Origin of the sequence: Filimonas lacunae (assembly GCF_002355595.1) — a bacterium.
Lineage (GTDB): Bacteria > Bacteroidota > Bacteroidia > Chitinophagales > Chitinophagaceae > Filimonas > Filimonas lacunae.
The window spans coordinates 7014844-7033447 of sequence record NZ_AP017422.1 but is presented as its reverse complement, the minus strand read 5'-3'; the positions used below and the strand labels follow the sequence as shown (position 1 = coordinate 7033447).

The 18604-nt window shown below is 43.0% G+C and carries 14 protein-coding genes; 10 read left to right on the top strand and 4 right to left on the bottom strand.

Annotated features, from left to right (window positions below; genetic code table 11):
- The first annotated feature begins 756 nt into the window (after window positions 1-756).
- The gene (locus FLA_RS27735) at window positions 757-1209 is read left to right on the top strand and encodes a VOC family protein (protein WP_076376481.1); all 453 of its coding nucleotides are present in this window, start codon (window positions 757-759) and stop codon (window positions 1207-1209) included.
- A 29-nt stretch (window positions 1210-1238) separates the two neighbouring features.
- Here FLA_RS27735 and FLA_RS27730 read toward each other — a convergent pair whose 3' ends face one another.
- Window positions 1239-2156, bottom strand: a complete 918-nt coding sequence (locus FLA_RS27730) for a helix-turn-helix domain-containing protein (protein ID WP_076376479.1) — start codon at window positions 2154-2156, stop codon at window positions 1239-1241.
- Window positions 2157-2176: 20 nt separating this feature from the next.
- Complete coding sequence (locus FLA_RS27725; RefSeq protein WP_076376477.1) at window positions 2177-3070, bottom strand: SDR family oxidoreductase; 894 nt, start codon at window positions 3068-3070, stop codon at window positions 2177-2179.
- A 165-nt stretch (window positions 3071-3235) separates the two neighbouring features.
- Between FLA_RS27725 and FLA_RS27720 the strand changes: the two genes are divergently transcribed.
- Both FLA_RS27720 and FLA_RS27715 read left to right on the top strand, forming a co-directional pair.
- Entirely contained in the window at window positions 3236-3763 is a 528-nt protein-coding gene (locus FLA_RS27720) for a hypothetical protein (RefSeq protein WP_076376475.1), read from the top strand.
- A 78-nt stretch (window positions 3764-3841) separates the two neighbouring features.
- A complete protein-coding gene (locus FLA_RS27715; RefSeq protein WP_076376473.1) occupies window positions 3842-4183 on the top strand; it encodes a hypothetical protein in 342 nt (113 codons plus the stop codon).
- Between the two features lie 177 nt (window positions 4184-4360).
- On the opposite strand, the gene FLA_RS27710 is transcribed toward FLA_RS27715, so the two are convergent.
- Complete coding sequence (locus FLA_RS27710) at window positions 4361-4987, bottom strand: hypothetical protein (protein WP_076376471.1); 627 nt, start codon at window positions 4985-4987, stop codon at window positions 4361-4363.
- A gap of 1082 nt (window positions 4988-6069) precedes the next feature.
- Here FLA_RS27710 and FLA_RS31295 point away from each other — a divergent pair.
- Together FLA_RS31295 and FLA_RS27705 are read left to right on the top strand one after the other, a co-directional pair.
- Window positions 6070-6339, top strand: coding sequence for a P-loop NTPase family protein (locus FLA_RS31295; RefSeq protein ID WP_144263978.1), 270 nt, complete (start codon window positions 6070-6072; stop codon window positions 6337-6339).
- A gap of 329 nt (window positions 6340-6668) precedes the next feature.
- Window positions 6669-7478, top strand: coding sequence for a hypothetical protein (locus FLA_RS27705; RefSeq protein ID WP_096511346.1), 810 nt, complete (start codon window positions 6669-6671; stop codon window positions 7476-7478).
- 616 nt (window positions 7479-8094) lie between these two features.
- On the opposite strand, the gene FLA_RS27700 is transcribed toward FLA_RS27705, so the two are convergent.
- Complete coding sequence (locus FLA_RS27700; protein WP_076376469.1) at window positions 8095-9945, bottom strand: tetratricopeptide repeat protein; 1851 nt, start codon at window positions 9943-9945, stop codon at window positions 8095-8097.
- A gap of 370 nt (window positions 9946-10315) precedes the next feature.
- On the opposite strand from FLA_RS27700, the gene FLA_RS27695 reads away from it, so the two are divergent.
- The 5 genes from FLA_RS27695 (at window position 10316) to FLA_RS27675 (ending at window position 18516) form a co-directional block, all read left to right on the top strand.
- Complete coding sequence (locus tag FLA_RS27695) at window positions 10316-10915, top strand: RNA polymerase sigma factor (protein ID WP_076376467.1); 600 nt, start codon at window positions 10316-10318, stop codon at window positions 10913-10915.
- 62 nt (window positions 10916-10977) lie between these two features.
- Window positions 10978-12210, top strand: a complete 1233-nt coding sequence (locus FLA_RS27690; protein ID WP_076376465.1) for a FecR family protein — start codon at window positions 10978-10980, stop codon at window positions 12208-12210.
- Between the two features lie 163 nt (window positions 12211-12373).
- Complete coding sequence (locus FLA_RS27685; RefSeq protein ID WP_076376463.1) at window positions 12374-15820, top strand: SusC/RagA family TonB-linked outer membrane protein; 3447 nt, start codon at window positions 12374-12376, stop codon at window positions 15818-15820.
- A gap of 32 nt (window positions 15821-15852) precedes the next feature.
- Window positions 15853-17418: a RagB/SusD family nutrient uptake outer membrane protein gene (locus FLA_RS27680; protein ID WP_076376461.1), complete on the top strand. Its 1566-nt coding sequence runs from the start codon at window positions 15853-15855 to the stop codon at window positions 17416-17418.
- A gap of 18 nt (window positions 17419-17436) precedes the next feature.
- Complete coding sequence (locus FLA_RS27675) at window positions 17437-18516, top strand: TlpA disulfide reductase family protein (protein ID WP_076376459.1); 1080 nt, start codon at window positions 17437-17439, stop codon at window positions 18514-18516.
- Window positions 18517-18604 lie beyond the last annotated feature (88 nt).

Here is an 18604-nt window from a genome sequence, read left to right as displayed (position 1 = left end):
TGTTTTGTCAATAAGTAAACACCCTGTTGCAAAATAAAAAGCAACAATCCCGACCTGGCAAAAGTTCTTTTAATGAATGGTTTTAACTGGTGTCGTAGAAAAGGAATTCTTCGATCCAAGGCAGAGATGCAGGTAATCAATCCTGCCCTTGCAAAAGGTAGTTTAACTAAAATGCTGCAGCAAGCGCCTTTTCGATTTTTTACCCGGTTTTAGCCTTTTGTACATTATTGTAAGTGTCGTAGTGAAGAGTTACTTCGATTACTACTCGGGAGGTTGCAGGTTCAAACCCTGCCTGCACCGTCTTCTTATAGAAACGGTGTAGTAGCTCAAAGGCCAGAGCGCCATGTACTTTACACGCCTGTTACCTTACAATCTTCTATTCGGTGCCGTAGAAAAGGAATACTTCGTCTAAAAAAGAGCCTTTTCGACTCATTGCCCGGATTTTTTTATGTCCCTAAGTGTGGCTTTTCTTTTTGCTTTCCTACCGTTTGTATAGAAGCGATATTTTTGATTTTTCCCGTCCCGGCCCTTCGGGCCCATACAAGCTGCATCCATAATTTACCGACTAAGCAGGTATCAGTCTGTTTCTTTTTCCAGAAAGGCTGTTAAAAATAAGAAAAGCTGTTCCATTGTTTGTTGTACTTACCAGCCAGCAGGTTGGGTATAAGTAACCCTGGTTATAGAGCCTGTTTATAATAGTAACTTTATGTTGTAAAAACGAAGGATGTTACAACATACGCCCTAAAAATAGCAACCATGATTACAGGATTATACGAAACACACGTACAGGTTACCGATTTAGAAAAGGCTACGCAATTTTATACAGAAGTATTAGGACTCACCTTTGCCCACCGAGATGCAACCCGTCCTATCGTATTTCTCTGGATTGGCGAAGGCAAAGAATATATGCTGGGACTATGGGAAACAAAAGAAGGATTTCAACCCCGGCATTTTGCTTTCAGAAGCAGTACAGAAGACATTCTTCAGCACGCCGAAAAATATTTGACCGACAGAAGCCTGCAACCTTATAATTTTTTAAAAAACGGGGGTACCCAGCCCATGGTGTTTGCGTGGATGCCTGCCCTGGCTATTTATTTTAAAGACCCTGATGGCAACCAGTTAGAGTTTATATCTATACTGGAAGGTGATGGAAAGCCGGAGCTAGGGGTTATCTCTTATGAAGAATGGTTAAAAACGGTAAACGTTTAACTGCTGTTGCTCACTGATTGCGCATATAGTTAGTTGAACGACTGCCTGAATTCCAGCGGGGATATATTCGTTTTGGTTTTAAACAACTTGCTAAACGAAGCTAGGTGTTCAAATCCCAATTCGTAGGCAATTTCACTTACACTTAAGTTGGTGGTAGACAGTTTTTCTTTAGCCAGCTCTATCAGCTTGTTGTGTAAATGTTGTTGTGTGTTCATGCCCGTGAGCGATTTCAATAATCCTGTTAAGTAATTAGGCGATACGTGTAACGATTCTGCAATCCAGGTTACGGTGGGTAAGCCTTGCTGTGCTAAAGCACCACTGGTAAAATAGTGGTTCAGCAATTGTTCCAACCGGGTTAACAACTCGTGCCCCGCTTTGCTGCGGGTAATAAACTGGCGCTGGTAAAACCGTTCGGCATAAGTAAACAGCAATTCCAGTTGGGCTACTATTACGTTCTGGCTAAAGCGGTCAATATTTGCCTGGTACTCCTGTTCAATATGCTCTGCTATAGCGGTAAGCATCATTTCTTCCTTATCAGAAAGAAACAGCGCTTCGTTGGCGGCATACCCAAAAAAATCGTACTGTTTAATGCCCTGCGCCAGGGGTGTATTCCATAAAAGGTCCGGATGGAATAAGATCATCCATCCGGAAGGATTATGTACCTGGTCTTTTTCAATTTCTATGGTTAACACCTGTGCAGGGGCCATAAAGTGCAAGGCGCCTTCCTCAAAGTCGTGCGGTTGCTGGCCGTACTTCATTTTCAGGTGAAAATTCTTTTTCAGAGAAACAGAGTAAAAGTCAAACACCCTGGTAAAAGTGCCTTCCTGTAGCCGGCGATTTAACCTGCCCAGGTGAATAACACTAATAAGCGGATGTGCCGGTTTGGGTAAACCCGCCATCTGATGAAACTCGCTGATTGTTTTAATATGGGTGACTACCTTACTCATGGTACCACAATTTACTGCAATTACGAAAAATACACATTGCCTGCCAGGTCATCGGCCAGGGAAGGATGCACAGGTTTCCAATCAAGCCATTGCTGCGTTAATTCGCTGGAAGCCGGGCAGTCGATACCCGCAAAACTGGCAAACCATCCAAAATGCTCAGGAGCTTGTTCCGGCGATACAGATACTACCGGCAGGTTTAGTTGTTTGCCTATGGCTTCCGCTACTGTTTTTAAAGTAATGGACTCATCGCCTACGGCATGGTAGTGTGTGCCTGCTTCGCCCTTTTCCAATGCCAGGCGAAACAGCTGCGCTGCATCCAGCCGATGCACGGCATTCCAGCGGTTGAGTCCATCGCCTATATAAGCGCTCACCCCTTTGCTGCGGGCAATGTTCACCAGTATAGGTACAAAGCCATGCGCATCACCCTCACCATGAACAGACGGTGATAAACGTACTGCGGAAGCACGTACTCCCTGCGAAGCAAAAGCGAGTCCGGCACTTTCTGACACACGTGGAAACTTTTGTGTATCCATGCGGGTGGGGGTATTTTCTGTAGCCAGCATGCCGGGGCTTACCAATGCAGTACCCGAAGTAACTACAAACGGACGCTGCGAGCCGGCCAGTGTGTTGCCGATGGTTTCAATAGCGATACGGTCCACCTCACACACCTCTTTAAAACGCGAAAAGTCGTGTATAAAACCTGCGTGAATTACCCCATCTGCAGCGGCTGCGCCGCTACGGATGCTTTCGAGGTTTTCCAGATCACCGTGATGTACGATGGCACCTGCTGCCACCAGCGCATCGGCTGAAGATTGTGAACGTGCTAAACCCAGCACCTGGTGGCCGGCGCTGATCAATTCCTTTACTACGGCGGTGCCTACAAAACCAGTGGCACCGGTAACAAATACTTTCATATGCTTGTTTGTTTTATGGTGTAAAGTTCTGTAGAGGGTGGCGGGGATATTTTGCCGGATCTATGGTTTGTTTAGCCGAAATGGAGTGAACAGATTTATTCTACTTATCAGGCCGGATTTAATATTTTCAGTGTATTAATATACCTGAACACCTTAATTTACTTTATGCGTAACATCGTTTTTATTGTTTTGCTTCTTTTGTCAGTTGCTGCTTGTAAAACAAATGGAGTTAAGCAAAAAAAAGTAGCATCTCCTAACCCTGATACCTTGCTTTTACCACCGGGAAAAATTGAATTTGATTTTAACCTCGGGAGTGGGAATAATAAGAGTAAAAATTATGCTAGCCTGATAAATGCCACTCTTTTAAATGCCGGAACGGACACTGCTTATTTTGTCAGCTGGTCGTGTGAAGGTTTGATAAATGATATTGTATATGATACGGCATCTCTTTCTTTGTTTGGGTTTGTTGTATGTAATACCAGCTTTCCTAAAATCATCACTATTGCGCCTGGAAAGAAGATAGAGATGCGTGCCTGTTTTATGTTTCTGAAGCCAGAGACTTACATTAACCTTGGTTATAGCTTTAACCGGGTGAAAAAAGAGTTTAATATAAATAATACCTCACACATGACGGCATACTGGAAAAGTCGGGGTAAATATATTTTGCGTACGGGGCAGAGGGCTATTCAATAATGTAACAATTATTGATTCTACTATTTAAATTGTCTTTATTGAGTATTTAACCTATTTTTTATTAATAAAATATGTTTTATGCAACCTCAGAAACCGATTGGATTTGAAAAATATTTATCTGAATTTGGCCCAGTTTCATATGATCCCTTTTGTGGTGAACCAGTAGCCTGGGGATTTAAAATTACAAGACATTTGGGTGATGACCTTTTCAATGACTTAGGTAAGCATGGTCAACTTGTATGTATCGACGGTTTTAATAGCTCGTGGGCATTAGTTACAAAAACATTGAATAGGAATGAAGCTATTGCCTTATATGGAGAGGTTACTAACGAAGTTTTTGGGCCTCGGGGTGGATGGAAGTCTATTACATTCGGCAATAAGGTATTTGTTAGTAAGTATTTAAAGACTGAGAAAAAATAAAATTGAACAAGCTTTTATAAACTATTAAACAATAGCTAGTGATACCTGTAACAAATGCTTTTAGATGATTTTTGTTTTATGGTATAAAATTCTCTCAAAGGGTAGCGAGGATATGTGCTAGGTCTTAAAACAGAAAAGCCACTCCTGGTTGAGTGGCCCTTACTGCTTTTAAATAATCTATTTGCCGAATAGCGCAATTACAACATCACTATCCTGGCCAATTTCAGTACCATTATCCCAATAGCGGGCCTGATACTCTCTCACTTCCGGCACATCTGGTTTTTGCAATGGTGAATAATCCAGATAAGGAGATACAGTAGCTCCACTAATAAGCTTTGTCCAGTTTGTAGTACCTTTTATCCGGCTGAAAATTGTTATGCCTGTTTGATTTTGTTTGGTAAAGGCAATTTGAACATGATCAGGGTAAACAACCAGTTTAAGTGCTGGTTTTAAAGTAGCGCGTTGCGTAATTATCGGGCTACTTACAATTCCCAGCTCACTACCCATGTTCTCAGTATAAGAAGCGGTTCGCTTAATACGTGCTGCCATGTTTGCAATTTGCTTTAACTCCCGGTTTTTGATTACTTTTTTTAAGCTTACCGCTTCTTGCTGTTCCTGCTTTTTTACGGTAATGCGGTTCATCGTATCTACAACACTTTGTGCAGCGGTTTCCTGTTCTGTAATTTCTGCAGGTGTTAAACCCAGTGAAGGACCCAGTATCGTGATTTTTTCTTTATAAGCTGCTGCCCAACGACCAAGGTCACCATCTGTTCTGGGTATGAAATAATTATAATTGTTGCTCATAACTTTAAAATTTGTGTGTTTAAAAATTGGTTTACACTAAAGGCTTAGCTACTGTTTGACTTTCTGTATCTCACTACATTTATTTTTTACCAGCTGGTAAAAGCTTCTATATAGCTGGAAGAATTTTGCCGATAGCTCTCCCGCAAAAAATACGGTGCTGCATTATTTTTCTTCCGGTCTGCACTTTTTTTCTACCAGCTGGTAAAAGCTTCTGTATAACTGGAAGAATTTTGCTGATAGCTCTCCCGCAAAAAATACGGTGCTGCATTATTTTTCTTCCGGTCTACACTTTTTTTCTACCAGTTGGTAAAAGCTTCTGTACAGCTGGAAGAATTTCGCCGATAGCTCTCCCGCAAAAAATACGGCGCTGCATTATTTTTCTTCTGGTCTGCACTTTTTAATTACCTGCTGGTAATTGCAGTTGCATAGCTGGAAGAATTTTAATTACAGTCATACCTATAAAAGTACCAGCTGTAACTTTTCTATTGCGAGTGTATGCAGTTACACATAAGCCTGGTTTATTTTTCGCTTCATTGTGCATACGAAGCAAACAGTAGCGACCATTTGCACCTAAGAAGTAATTGATATCCGGATAAACAGGTGGCTTTTTCCTTGCGCAATAACCGGAGAAAAAGCCAGTAGTAAAACCAGGCGAACGGCCATTCTTTATTTCCTTCGTTGGTGTTGTAAAAGTGGAGTTTGTTGTGCATGTGACCTACGCGTACGGTACGCGTACCCAATCTCAAATGCAGATGGGATAAGGAAATAAATTTTTAATTTTTTCAGAATTGGGCATTGGGAAATTCATAGTAATTTTCTTGTCTCTGAAAATCAAGGGGTTTTAAAAAAAGGATGGTATGCTTAGGGTACGGCTAACAAAAATTATCAACATATACAGAGAATTTTCTGATTAATCCTTATAACATAGTCACTTCGGTTTTAGCCTTCTTCTTCCATATGTGCCTACGATTCTAACTTCATCTTGCACTATCAAGATTATATATCCTTCTGTTTATAATAAAAAGTAAAGAAACGATGAGATAACCATAGACAATAGTGCTGAACATGTTCCCTACATAGATGTGACAAGTGCACTTACTGATGTTAAAGCCCGTCAAAATCATGCAATCTTTGCGCATCGAGGTTGTGGCAAAACTCTTTTATTGCATCATTCTAAAAAGGAAATGGACAAGAGTGTTAAAACTGTTTACTTAAATTGTGAAGATTTTAAAACCCATTCTTTTCCTAATGTATTAGTCGAAATATTAGACGCAGTATTTGGAGAACTTCAAAGAAATCTTTCAGGTTGGTTTGGTAAGAAAAAAAGTCACGCGATATCATTATTCAAATAAGGACTCAACTTGAAAACTTGCGCAAGCGTGCTGGTGCTCAAGTTGAGCAGATACGCGAAGCTACTACAACGGAGGTTACTGATGGAGCAAATGTAAAAGCTAGTTCATCGAAAGCATTTGAATTCGGTTATGAGAATAAAGATTCTCAAAAAAGGGAGTTATAGCGAACATACAAAAAGGCAGACGAAAAATTACAGGAATTAAATATATGGCATCCTAGGCTTAAGGATCAAATTCGAGAGTTTTTTACAATATCTACAGCAGTAAAAACAGTATTTATCCAAATTGATGATTTTTATCATTTAAAGAGGGTTGATTAGCCATTTGTTATGGATTATGTTCATCGTCTTTGTAAAGATTTTCCTTTGTATTTCAAAATTACAACTCTCCGACATGCAAGCGTATTGTATGCTGATCGTGCTGGTCAGCCTATGGGAACACAAGAAAGACATGATTATCAGCCTATTAATATAGACTTTACATTTGCAGATTTTCGTAAAACAGAAAACCAATTACGGAGAATTTTTCATGAATTTGGCAAGCAAGCTAAGATGAGTGCTGAAGAGATTAATGAAATTTTTAAAGGGGATGGTTTTAAAAGACTAGTTATGGCTGGTGGTGGTGTCCCACGAGATTGTCTATCTATATATCTTGAAGTTCTTGAGAAAGTTAGAAAAGGGGACAATCGAATTGGAAAAGATGATGTTAGAATAATGAGTAGAAGTAACTTCGAGCGTCGAATAGAAGAATTAAAACAAGACTCTGAAGGCGCTGAGCAAAATGTTCTTCTAAAAGGTATATATGTGATTCGTAAGTTCTGTATGGAGAAGAAAACAAATCTTTTCTTTATCTCAGAACAAATGCTACAGCAAGAGAACAACCTTTGCGACCTCATCTATCGTTTGCTGGATTATAGGATCCATAGTGCAGGTACAGCTATCACACATAAATCTCAACCAGGAACCTACCATGCATTTGTAATTGATGTAGGTGCATATGCACACATGAGAACACTACAGGGGAAATTTAATGAATTAGATATTGGAGACCCGGCAACTCGGGAAAAAATGCGTTCATCACCTATCTTAACTTTTGATGATTTTAAAGGGCTTTGGCAAATCTGTTCCGTCAGATGTTGAACAAGAGCTTCTTCAGGAAGAAGAGGTAGTCTAATATAGAGAAAATAGTGTTTTTGAACTATTAGAAAAGACGCCTTTAGGTTGATGTATTCAATCTACAAAGTTTAGCGGTTAAAATTTTTTTTAGAATGGCGTGATATTTTAAATGAAATTCTCCTTGACATTTCTGCCCCAAATACACTTTCATTAAGTCGTTCAATTGGAGGAAAAGTTTCAGGTTATTTTAGTGCTTGGCTAACTCGTAATGGTCCTGAAAGGCAGGATGACTTTATCCAGCACGTTCTTCAGCACTTTAACACTGTAGACTATAAAGATCTTATTTTACATCGATTATTCCCTGCATTTATTAAGCGTAGAAGTGATGAACTGTTTACAGCTCATATAGTAAAAAGCAAAAAAAATAAGAATTAATTTTATAGGTGTTTGTTTAGAAACCAAAGATTCAGGCACTTATTAACTTACTCAACAAAGTATTTTTACATCTAAAAACCTTTTAAGTAAGGCAATTAATAAAAATAGATGACGTATAAATTAGAGTTTACTTTAGTTGTGATATTAAAATATCCATCCCTCTTTATTTATGAAGGATGGAAAAAAGATGGTTTATGACTAGTTACTAGTTTATGTCAAACACAATAGGCTCCCCATACACATAATTAAGATCAGTCTGCTTACTATACGGCTTCCCCAAATTACTATGCTTTGCCGCCCGTTGATAATATTCCTCCGCCTTACCAGCGTCACCGCTAAAATGATAAGCCAAGCCTAGCAACCAGTTATTTGAAAATATACTCTCGTGCCAGATAGATTTCTGCAAATACGGTATCGCTTTTTGCACTTGCTTTTGAAGTATCAACACTTCACCAAGTACACGCATAGCAAAATAGGCATTCTCATTTTTTAATAACGCCTTCTGGCACCAAGCGGTAGCCTTGTCATACTCTCCCAATCGAACGGCGCATAAAGCAGCTTGCTCCATGCAGTTTACATCGTATAACAGTTTAGTGGGAGTAAGGGCTATACCTTTTTCAGCAAAGTCCATAGCTTGTGCAAAGGCGCTTTGAGAAATAAGATATTGTGCAATATGGTAGTAGGCTTTGTAATACGCTGGTGATTTTTCTATGGCCTGTTGTAAAAGTCGAATGGTTCCAAGGGCATCGCCGATGGCACCCAGCGTTACAGCCTGCTGTGTTAGTTGAATACCTTCTGCTGTTACGCCTTCTATAAAAACCGGTTGGCTGTTTTTGAGTGCTTCGTAAATAGCGGCGGGGTTGATGCTGAGGTAGTCGTGATGTGGCTTTTCAACAGGGTAGTAAAATTCCGGACGGAAGGCATAGGTGAAATCGTGCCATTGCAGGAATGGGTTGTTGGTTGTATAGGTGGATAACTGGTCGCCATCATATAAAGCGGTTATTACGGTGTCGGGACCGAATGTAAAGCTTTGGAGGTTGTAGAACCAGGAGAAAAAGAACGGGGTGTTGATTTTTCGGATGGGCATGTTTTTTACGCGCTCATGGTCCTGTGCCCAGGCCAGGGCCATGTGTACAGCGGTTTCTTCGCCACAGGTTTTTTGGAAATAGTCCACATGCAGGTAGTCGAAGGTGGCGTTGCCGGTTACGTACCAGGCGTTTTCGGTATCCTGCCAGCTGTATACTTTACCGTGTACGGTGAGGTTGCCGTTTACTACCAATAGGTCGAAATAGTCTTCGGGAATTTCCAGGTCGCCATTCAATTCCAGATCGCCTTCGTGGTAGAAAATGCGGTCGCGTTCTTCAAAATAGGCTTCTTCGCTTTCGTATTCGTCAATCACATAGCTGTCGTAGTCGCCGGTTTCCCAGTAGTCGAAAAGATGGTCTACACCCAACAGGGCTAACACTTCTTCGTAGGTGACCAATTGCAGCTGGTTTGACTGTAAAAAATGGGCGGCTGTTACTTCGGGGGCTTCTGCGTCTTCACTGGGGAGTATATCAGCGGGGATGATTTCTTCAAAAGAAAAGGCGAGGTCTTCGTCTGAAATGCTTGTCATGGGGGCATCCAGGTAAATGGTGTACACTTGCTGGCGGGCATCGCAAACGGTGATCCATCTTTCATTATCGGTGTATACCATTCCTAACACCCAAAACTGTTTCAGCAGGCTTTCGGCTTTTACTACCCATTGGCTGTTGCTCATATGGCTTTTCATAAGCATAGATAGAAAGCCATAGAGGTGATTGAAGTTGCGGCCTTCGCCGCAGTAGGCGTAAGCGATGCACACTACTTCGTCCTGGTTAAAATAGCAGAAGCCTTTGTTATTCCATAGCGTTTTAAAGGTGGCTGGCAGGGTAAAGCCTGCGGTGGCTTCCATTTCCTCTATGTTAGCCTGGGTAACAGGGCTGGTTTCCAGTACACCCGGACATTCTTTTTCCAGGTGTTGAATAAGGGCAGGTAAATCGCCGTAAAGAGGGTCAGGGATGTCGGTTCTTTTCATGTTTTGATGGTGATGTGGTTATGTTCTTAATGCTTCGTCTGCGAATGTAAGTAGTGCCTTTCTTTTCGGGATTCCCCCAAATACATTCCCCAAAATCTATGATAAAGTTGTTTGCTGTTAGTTTAAACAGGCAGCCTGCCCCGGTTTATTAGTCGTATAAACGACTTTTACGACTATTAAATGCCGCTAATAGTCGTATAAATGATATTTACGACAATTAATGGCCGTATATGCTGCATATTTTTAATGTTATCAGAAAAACAATAAGCGGGAATACTATAGTGCTTATACGTTGTTATAATAGCTATGGCAACGGCGATGCACAGTATTTATACTGATAAAACCTTTACTTTTAATACATTGAAAAGTATTGGAGAACCAGAACGTATCATATCAGGAAGATAAACTGCTGTTCAGTCGTATTGCCGATGGGGACGAAGAAGCCTTTAATATCTTGTTTCATGCGTATGTTCCCCGCTTACATCCTTTAATCATGAAAATCACCCGCAATGAAGGGGTGGTGAAAGATCTGTTACAGGAGATATTTTTTTACCTGTGGCTGGACAGGGAGTCGCTGGGGGCTATTGAAAGTCCGCAGAACTGGATTTTTAAAATTGCCTATAACAGAATTTATACCTGGATGAGCCGGCAGGCGGTACGTAACCAGAAAGAAGGGGCTGCGTTGCCGTTGCAGCAGGCTACGGGGGAGCACATGCCGGAGCAAACAGTTTCGTTCAGGGAAACAGCCCGGTTAATACAGGAAGCGGTGGCCGAACTGCCGCCCCAGGCACGGAAAATTTTTCAATTAAGCAGAGATGCAGATTTAAAAGCGGCCGAGGTAGCCAGCCTGTTGGGCATTTCGGTGCAAACGGTGCGTAATTCCCTGGTACGCTCGGTAAAGCATATTAAAGAGTACCTGAATAAATACGGTATCTATCTACCCTCTATCCTCATCCTTTTCTTTTTATAATTTTTTTGCGGGCATAGGTATGTTTCCTTTTCCCGTAGTACGTTCTATTTAAACGAGGAAAAATGAATAGTCCCGTTCATCCTACATTGGAAGAATTACTGCGCAGAACAAAAGAAGGCATTGCCGATGCGGAAGATTATGCCCTGTTGCTGAAGCACATTCATACCGATGCAACGGGGGAGGTACTGGCTGCTATTGATCGTTTTTATGCAAAGGAAGAAGTGACTTCGTGGCAGCATGTAGTGCCTTATCATTACGATTACTGGCAGCAGGCTTTTGAAGAAATAAAAGAAGCATCCCATTTACCTGACCGTAAAATACCTGCCATTGGGCATAAGGTATTATGGTTGCAACGCCGGGTGTGGGTGGCGGCCTGTCTTTCGCTGCTTTTAGGAGCAGGTGCATGGCTATGGTATACCTCTTCCGGTAAAAAAACGCCTGTTAGTGATAGGGTGTCTGCTGCTATCACTCCCGGAAAAAATGGCGCTATACTTCAGTTGGCCGATGGCAGGCAACTGGTACTGGATAGTATGGGTAACGGCGTTATTGCGCAGCAAAACGGTACGGTAATAAACCTGCAAAATGGTGTAGTAGGCTATGAGCGTGCTGGTGCAGCATCGGGCAACCTTACTTACAATTCTATTATCACCCCCAGGGGCCGGCAGTTTACCGTGGTGTTACCAGATGGAACCAGGGTATGGTTAAATGCTGCCAGTTCTATTACTTACCCTACGGCTTTTGCCGGCAAAGAAAGGAAGGTAATGGTAACAGGCGAAGTGTATATGGAAGTAGCCAAACAGGTAGGCATGCCTTTTAAGGTAGTGATGGGTGATAAAGGCGAAGTAGAAGTATTAGGTACGGCTTTTAATATCAATGCTTACGATAATGAAAGTATGGTGCGCACTACGCTGGTAGAGGGCGCAGTACGTGTAAAAGCAGATACAGCCTGTGAAAGCATTGCTTCTGTAGTATTGAAGCCGGGCCAGCAGGCGCAGGTGCTACAGCATTACACTACAGGTAATGCAGTGGTAAATGTAGAAAAGGCTGATATGGAAAAAACACTGGCCTGGAAAAATGGGGTGTTTAACCTGGAAGATGTGAGTTTGAAAGATGCCATGCGTGAGTGGGAAAGATGGTATGATATAGAAGTGGTGTATAAAGATAAAATACCTGATATCTATTTCACCGGTAAAGTGAATAAGGACATCAGTTTTAGCGGACTATTAAAATTATTGGAGGAAGCAAAAGTTCACTATAGTATGGATGGCAGCCGGCGGTTGGTAATATGGCCATAAGCCGGGCATAAACAATGTATATGGTCCTGTAAAAGGTTTATATAAAAGAAGCGATTCTGTAAAAGAAAACCGGAAGCGGTGGCGCCACTTCCGGCCGGTAGTCTGAGTCGTTTCTATTCACTTGTTGTAAGTCATTTTTAAACAACCAAACTGATTGTAAATTATGCAAAAAACTGCAAATGCCTTCCGGCATGAGGAGGCCATGTGTGGTTATGCCATTAACCGTGCCTGGTCTTTGAACGGAATGGTAACCAAAATTGTACGTATTATGAGATTGATGGCAGTGCTGTTGCTGGCAGCTACTTTCGCAGTTCAGGCCCGTCCCGTGGCACAAACCGTATCGCTTACGGTAAAACAAATGCCTCTGAAGCAGGTATTTTCTATGGTGGAAAAGCAAACCGGTTACGCGGTGTTTGGTAACCGGTCGGTATGGAATCAGGCAAGGCCTGTTACCGTGTCGGTAGCCAACATGCCTTTGGATTCTTTTCTGGCAATGGTGCTAACAGGCCGGGGGCTGGCTTTCCGGCTGGATAGTAAAACCATTTCCCTGTATGAAAAAGAAAACGCAGTTACGCTGAAAGACAAAACAGAGCAGGTAACTGCTATGCTGTTGAATGCGGCTAATGCTGTTGATATACGGGGTAAGGTAACAGACGAAAAAGGAAATGCTTTGCCTGGCGTAGCCGTTATTGTAAAGGGCAGCTCCCGGCAGGTTATGACAGATGAACAGGGTGTGTTTACAGTAAGTGGTGTGGATAAAGATGCCGTATTGCTGTTTTCCAGTATTAACATGGAGCCATTGGAAGTAAAAGTAAATGGCAGAACAGCTATAGAAGTAACATTGAAAACGAAGGTAACGGAGCTGACAGATATGGTGGTTACTGGTGTTGCTATAAGTACTTCGCGTGCCAAAACCCCTTTTGCGGTAGCTAAGGTTGATGAGAAGCTGATTAACACAGTGCCGGCATTAGATCTGTCGCAAACACTACGTGCTAAAGTGGCGGGTATTACTATTATACAAGACCAGGGCAATGCAGGTGCTTCTGTTTCGCTCAGGGGAGCCAAATCGTTTTATGGCAATATTGACCCGCTTATTGTGGTGGATGGGTTTGTAAGTAATCTTACCCTCAGCAATCTGAACCCGCAGGATGTAGAATCGATAGAAGTGGTGAAAGGGGCTGCTGCTTCGGCTATGTATGGTACCCGTGCAGAAGGCGGCGTAATACAGGTGATTACCAAAAAAGGCAGGGATGCCCGGGGTAAATTAAATATCACTTTTGATAATGAGTATGGACGCAACAGTGTGCAGCGTACACCCCGGCTGGCTACCCTGCATCGCTGGAAAACGGATCCCAATGATGTATATGGATTTGCATACCTGACCGATCAAAATGGTAATAAAACCAACTCCCGTATCGCCAATGTACAGGACAATGGTTTTTCAGAAGTATTGAGTCCGTATAAGCACTTTTATGATAATGTGGGGCTGCTGATGAATAACAGGCCCTTTTATGTGAATTTTCTGTCCTTGTCTACCGGTAACGATAAGTATAACATATACATGTCGTTTCAAAACCAGCAGAATTCAGGGGTAGTTGCGCCTGTAGGGGCTGATGTGCGCCGGACAGCCAAGTTAAACCTGCAACTAAGGCCCGTTCCTAAACTGGAAATAGAAGCGGATGTACATTATTTCTATACTAACCGGCCATCGGTTATTGCAAATGCCGGAGGGGCCAGTTCGTTTTTTGGCCAGGTGTTAACGCAGGAGCCTTTTATCAACCTGGATCAACGCGATTCCAGTGGCAACTATGTAGCGGTGCCGCGCGGCTACAAGATACAAAACCTCAATCTGAACTCTAATCCCTTATATACCTACAGTAAACGGCAATATAAGAACCCCACCAGCCAGATATTGGTAGGTGGTAAAATGCGCTATGCTTTTTCCAGGAAAATATCGGCTGAGGTAAATGGTTCTATTAACCAGAGTTTTTCCAGCGTTTCCAGCCTGTACCCGAAAGGATATGTTACAGCACTGGAAGATGTAACGCTGAATAATGGCAACCTGTATCTGTCTTCCGGAAAGAACCAGTTTATAAATGGGCAGGCGCAGGTGAATTACCAGGACAAGTTTGGAGATATCAACTTTGCAGCCAGCGCCAAAAGTGTATATGAATATTATTACAGCACCTTTTTTTCTGCATCGGGGTATGGCTTTTCTGTGCCTTTATATACTTTGGCTAATACATCGGCTGCCAGTCGTTCTATCAGTGGTTCGGAAGAGCCTGCTGGTAAAACAGTGAACTATGGCTACTTCCTGAATGTGCGTATGGATTATAAGGATAAGTATATGCTGGATGTGCTGGGGCGTATAGATCAAAGCTCGCGTTACGGAAGTAATGCACAAACAGCCTTCTTCCCACGTTTATCTGCTGCATACCGTGTTACAAAAGATTTTGACCTGGGCAATAAGGTGAACGAACTGAAAGTGAGATTGTCGTGGGGCAGGGCAGGTCGCATTCCGGCCTTTAATGCCAAAGAGAGCCTGGCCAGTGTATCTAATTCCGGTATCAGTATTACGCAAAATGAAAACACTTATTTGCAACGGTCTTATACCACAGAGGTGGAAACAGGTTTTGACGCCAGGTTCTTTAGAAAGCTGAACGTAACCTTCAACTATTCCAAGTCTAACAGTAAAGGCGATTTTGTACAGCCTCCTGTATTTCTGCCAACACTGGGCAGTACGCCGGCCTATAAAAACTTCGGTTTAATTACTTCTAACACTATTGAGCTGGAAGTAAGGGCCAATGATATAGTAGTGAACAAGGTTGTGAAATGGGATGCCGGGTTAACCTTTTCGCGTGTGCGCAGTAAAATTAAAGAGTTAGGTGATGGGTTACCTGCTTTTTATAATGGTAACTACCGTGTAGATAAAGGATTAAGTCCCTGGTCGTTCTTTGGTCAGAAAGTGTTAACCAGTTTGTCGGAACTACAGGTGGTGAACGGCCTGGTAACCAATGCTGCTGGTGGTACGCATAGTTTAAGTGACTTTGTAGTAAATGCCCAACAACATGTGGTGCTGAAAAGCAATGCGGGTACTGTTAATGAAAAGCCCTTAGTGCTACAGGAAAATGGTGTAGCTAAAAGCATGGTAGTAGGGGATGCCCAGCCGGATTTTACCACGGGCTTTAATACCACGCTTACCTTCTTTGATAAGCTACAGTTATATGCCACATTAGACTGGCAGCATGGAGGTAAAAAATATAATGGAACCACACAATACCTGACCAGTTACGACAGGTCGGGCATCTGGCAGGATTATGCTGCTGCGGGTCTTCCGGAAGCCTATATGCAAGCGCTGTATAATGGCAATACTCTTACCAATTTCTGGCTGGAAAGCGCTTCTTATTTATCGCTTCGCGAAATATCCCTCAGCTATACGTTGCCCAGGTTCAAAGGCATAAAAGTGTTGCAGAGTGCCCGTATTGCTTTAACAGGCCGCAACCTGTATACCTGGTCTAAGTTTAGCGGAAGCAATCCGGAAGGTTACTTTGATAATTATCCTTATCCTGTTTATCGTACTTACACGGCTAAGCTTACGCTGAATTTTTAAGAGGTGGTTTCCTGATCATTAAAACCGAAAAGATGAAAAAGTTATTGTATATACTATTGCTGATCACCCCCTTGTTGATAACGGGTTGTCATAAAATGCAGTTTGACGATCCCAATACCTTTACCCTGAATGAAGCGCTGGCCATTACGCCTGATTATTATTTTAAAGTGGCTGCCAGTTCCCTGAATTCTGCCATGTTCTGGAGCAATGATGCTATCTATTCCACCACCGGCTTTGGGTTGCTGGGCGATCAAACCACTACGCACAATGGTTCTTACAGGTGGATAGATTTTAATGTAGAACCGCGCATTGCATTGAACACGGCTGATTCTTATAATGGCCAAAGTGTTATGTATGCGCCTTACCAGTTTTTTTACCAGGCTAACCTGGACGCGGTAAAGGTAATAACCGGGTTAAACGCCGGCAAGCCTGGTGTAGATAGTAAAGGAGTTAGCCGCACCAACGAAGTGTATGCTATTGCCCACCTGGTACAAGGTATTTCGCAAGGTTTTCTCGGTGCTACTTACGACCGGGGTATCATCGTTGACCAGGACCTGGGTGTGGCTACGCCACAGGCTTATCCCAATTCTTATAAAGAGATGATTGAAAATGCGGTGAAGCACCTGGATATGGCTATTGGTTTTGCCAACCAGGCAACCAGCATTACTATGGCTGAGTTTTACCCGGGTGTAGTAGCAGACAAGGCACAGTTTATTCGCTTTGCCAATTCGCTGGCGGCGCGTTTCCTGGCTTCTATACCACGCGATAAGGCAGAAGCCCGCGCATTAGGATCTACTTTCTGGAACAGGGTATACACTTATGCCAAGGCAGGACTTACGGATGACTTTACCACCGCACCCTATGCAGGTTCGGGTTATTATTATAACTATTCTACTTATTATCTTTCTTTCCTGGTGAGTGGCGCGCCTTACCTGCCTGTAGATATTAAGCTGGCTTACTTTGCTGATACTACAGGCACTTATCCGGATGCTTACCCTACAGACAACACGGTGCTGGGGCCGGTAAAAACCAATGACGCCCGCTTTGCCACTTACTTCCAGTATTACGCTGCTTTTGGTGGCTATTTAGATGCATCGCTTGGTCGTTATATGTTCAGCAACTATGGACGTATCCGTTGGGGTAACGGTGCTAATGCAGCTATGTATAGCAATCGGCAGGTGATTATGTTGAAAGAAGAAGTAGACTTACTGCGTGCGGAGGCTTTATTCTGGACCGGCGACCTGTCGGGCGCTGCTGCTGAACTGAATGCGCCTACCTCGGAAAGAATAGCGAAAGGTGGGTTACGCCAGGTGCCTGCCACAGAACAGGCCATCAGCTATGCCCTGCATTACGAATATGCAATCAGCATTGATATTGGCGGTAGTAACATAGGGCCGTTTGGGTATATGCGCAGACATAACCTGTTGCAACCAGGTAGCCCTACCCAGTTTCCTATTACACAAAACCAGTTGCGTCTTACCAGTGTGCAGCCTTATACTTTTGGCGGTATAGAAAATGCCGGTAAAAAAGGCGTATGGGGTGAAACAGGAACAGCGGGTACGGACTGGGGCTGGAAAGGAACGAAAGTGGTGTTTTAACGAATACAATGTGATACTATGAAAAGAATGATATATCTGTTGATAACCGTTGCGCTGGCTACCCCGGTATATGCTCAAACGGTACATATCAGCGCAAACATAAAAGGGTTGCAGCAACAGCCTGTGCAGGTGTTTTATTACCAGGGAAAGGATATGAAACTGGATTCTGTAAAAACGGTGAATGACCGCTTTGAATGGACGGGGCAGACAGTGGAAGCGCAGCGAATGGCTATGATGATAGCAGGTAAACCCACCTACTTTTTTGTAGAAGGGGGAGATATTGCCATTACCGGCCATGTGGATTCTCTGAATAGTATAAAGATTACAGGCTCTCCCTTGCAGGATGAAGCAACAGCCTATGCAGTTGCATTGAAAGCGGCTACAGACAAATGGAAACCGCTTCGCGCCCAATGGGCCGCCGCTACGGATAAAGAGGAGAAGGCCCGTTTAGCAACAGACTTGAACGAAAAGCTGGATAGTGCAAACAGAAAAATGCGCGAAGATTATATAGCGGGTCATCCCTACAGCGTTTTTAGTATGTCGCTGGTAACAGATTGCACAGTAATGAGCGATTATACAGTAGTGAAAGCTTCTTACGATCTGTTGGACAGCAGTATGCTGCAAACAGGCGAGGGCCGGCGTCTTACTGATAGGTTAGCATTGCTTAAAAGAAGCAGCTATGGTCAACAGGCGCTGGACTTTACACAAAAGAATGCCGCTGGCGAGCCGGTACAGTTTTCTTCGTTTCGTGGGAAATATGTGCTGGTAGATTTCTGGGCCAGCTGGTGTGGGCCTTGTCGTGCTGAGAACCCCAATGTGCTAAAGGCATATGAGCGTTTTCAGGAGAAAGGCTTTACAGTGCTGGGGGTATCGTTAGACGATAACCGGGAGCGCTGGTTGAAAGCTGTGGAAGATGACAAACTGCCCTGGGTGCAGTTATCAGATTTAAAGGGCTGGAAAAATGAGGTATCGCAGTATTACGGTATTAGTGGTATACCCAGTAACCTGCTGGTAGACCCCACCGGTAAGATTGTAGGAAGGAATTTGCGTGGGGAAGCCTTGCAGGCGAAACTGGCAGCAATATTCGCATCTATGTAGGATTGACTTTTTTGAAACAGCCAATAAGTGCTACTCTTTATTCCGGAGTATCATTTATTGGCTGTTTCTGTTCATAGAAAAGCCTGCA

What these genes read in the sequence shown, in the direction of transcription:
- FLA_RS27680 (WP_076376461.1), top strand. Translation starts at nt 15,853, where the DNA reads ATGAAAAAGTTATTGTATATACTATTGCTGATCACCCCCTTGTTGATA.
- FLA_RS27685 (WP_076376463.1), top strand. Translation starts at nt 12,374, where the DNA reads ATGCAAAAAACTGCAAATGCCTTCCGGCATGAGGAGGCCATGTGTGGT.
- FLA_RS27715 (WP_076376473.1), top strand. Translation starts at nt 3,842, where the DNA reads ATGCAACCTCAGAAACCGATTGGATTTGAAAAATATTTATCTGAATTT.
- FLA_RS27690 (WP_076376465.1), top strand. Translation starts at nt 10,978, where the DNA reads ATGAATAGTCCCGTTCATCCTACATTGGAAGAATTACTGCGCAGAACA.
- FLA_RS27720 (WP_076376475.1), top strand. Translation starts at nt 3,236, where the DNA reads ATGCGTAACATCGTTTTTATTGTTTTGCTTCTTTTGTCAGTTGCTGCT.
- FLA_RS27725 (WP_076376477.1), bottom strand. Translation starts at nt 3,070, where the DNA reads ATGAAAGTATTTGTTACCGGTGCCACTGGTTTTGTAGGCACCGCCGTA.
- FLA_RS27705 (WP_096511346.1), top strand. Translation starts at nt 6,669, where the DNA reads ATGGATTATGTTCATCGTCTTTGTAAAGATTTTCCTTTGTATTTCAAA.
- FLA_RS27710 (WP_076376471.1), bottom strand. Translation starts at nt 4,987, where the DNA reads ATGAGCAACAATTATAATTATTTCATACCCAGAACAGATGGTGACCTT.
- FLA_RS27700 (WP_076376469.1), bottom strand. Translation starts at nt 9,945, where the DNA reads ATGAAAAGAACCGACATCCCTGACCCTCTTTACGGCGATTTACCTGCC.
- FLA_RS27675 (WP_076376459.1), top strand. Translation starts at nt 17,437, where the DNA reads ATGAAAAGAATGATATATCTGTTGATAACCGTTGCGCTGGCTACCCCG.
- FLA_RS27735 (WP_076376481.1), top strand. Translation starts at nt 757, where the DNA reads ATGATTACAGGATTATACGAAACACACGTACAGGTTACCGATTTAGAA.
- FLA_RS27730 (WP_076376479.1), bottom strand. Translation starts at nt 2,156, where the DNA reads ATGAGTAAGGTAGTCACCCATATTAAAACAATCAGCGAGTTTCATCAG.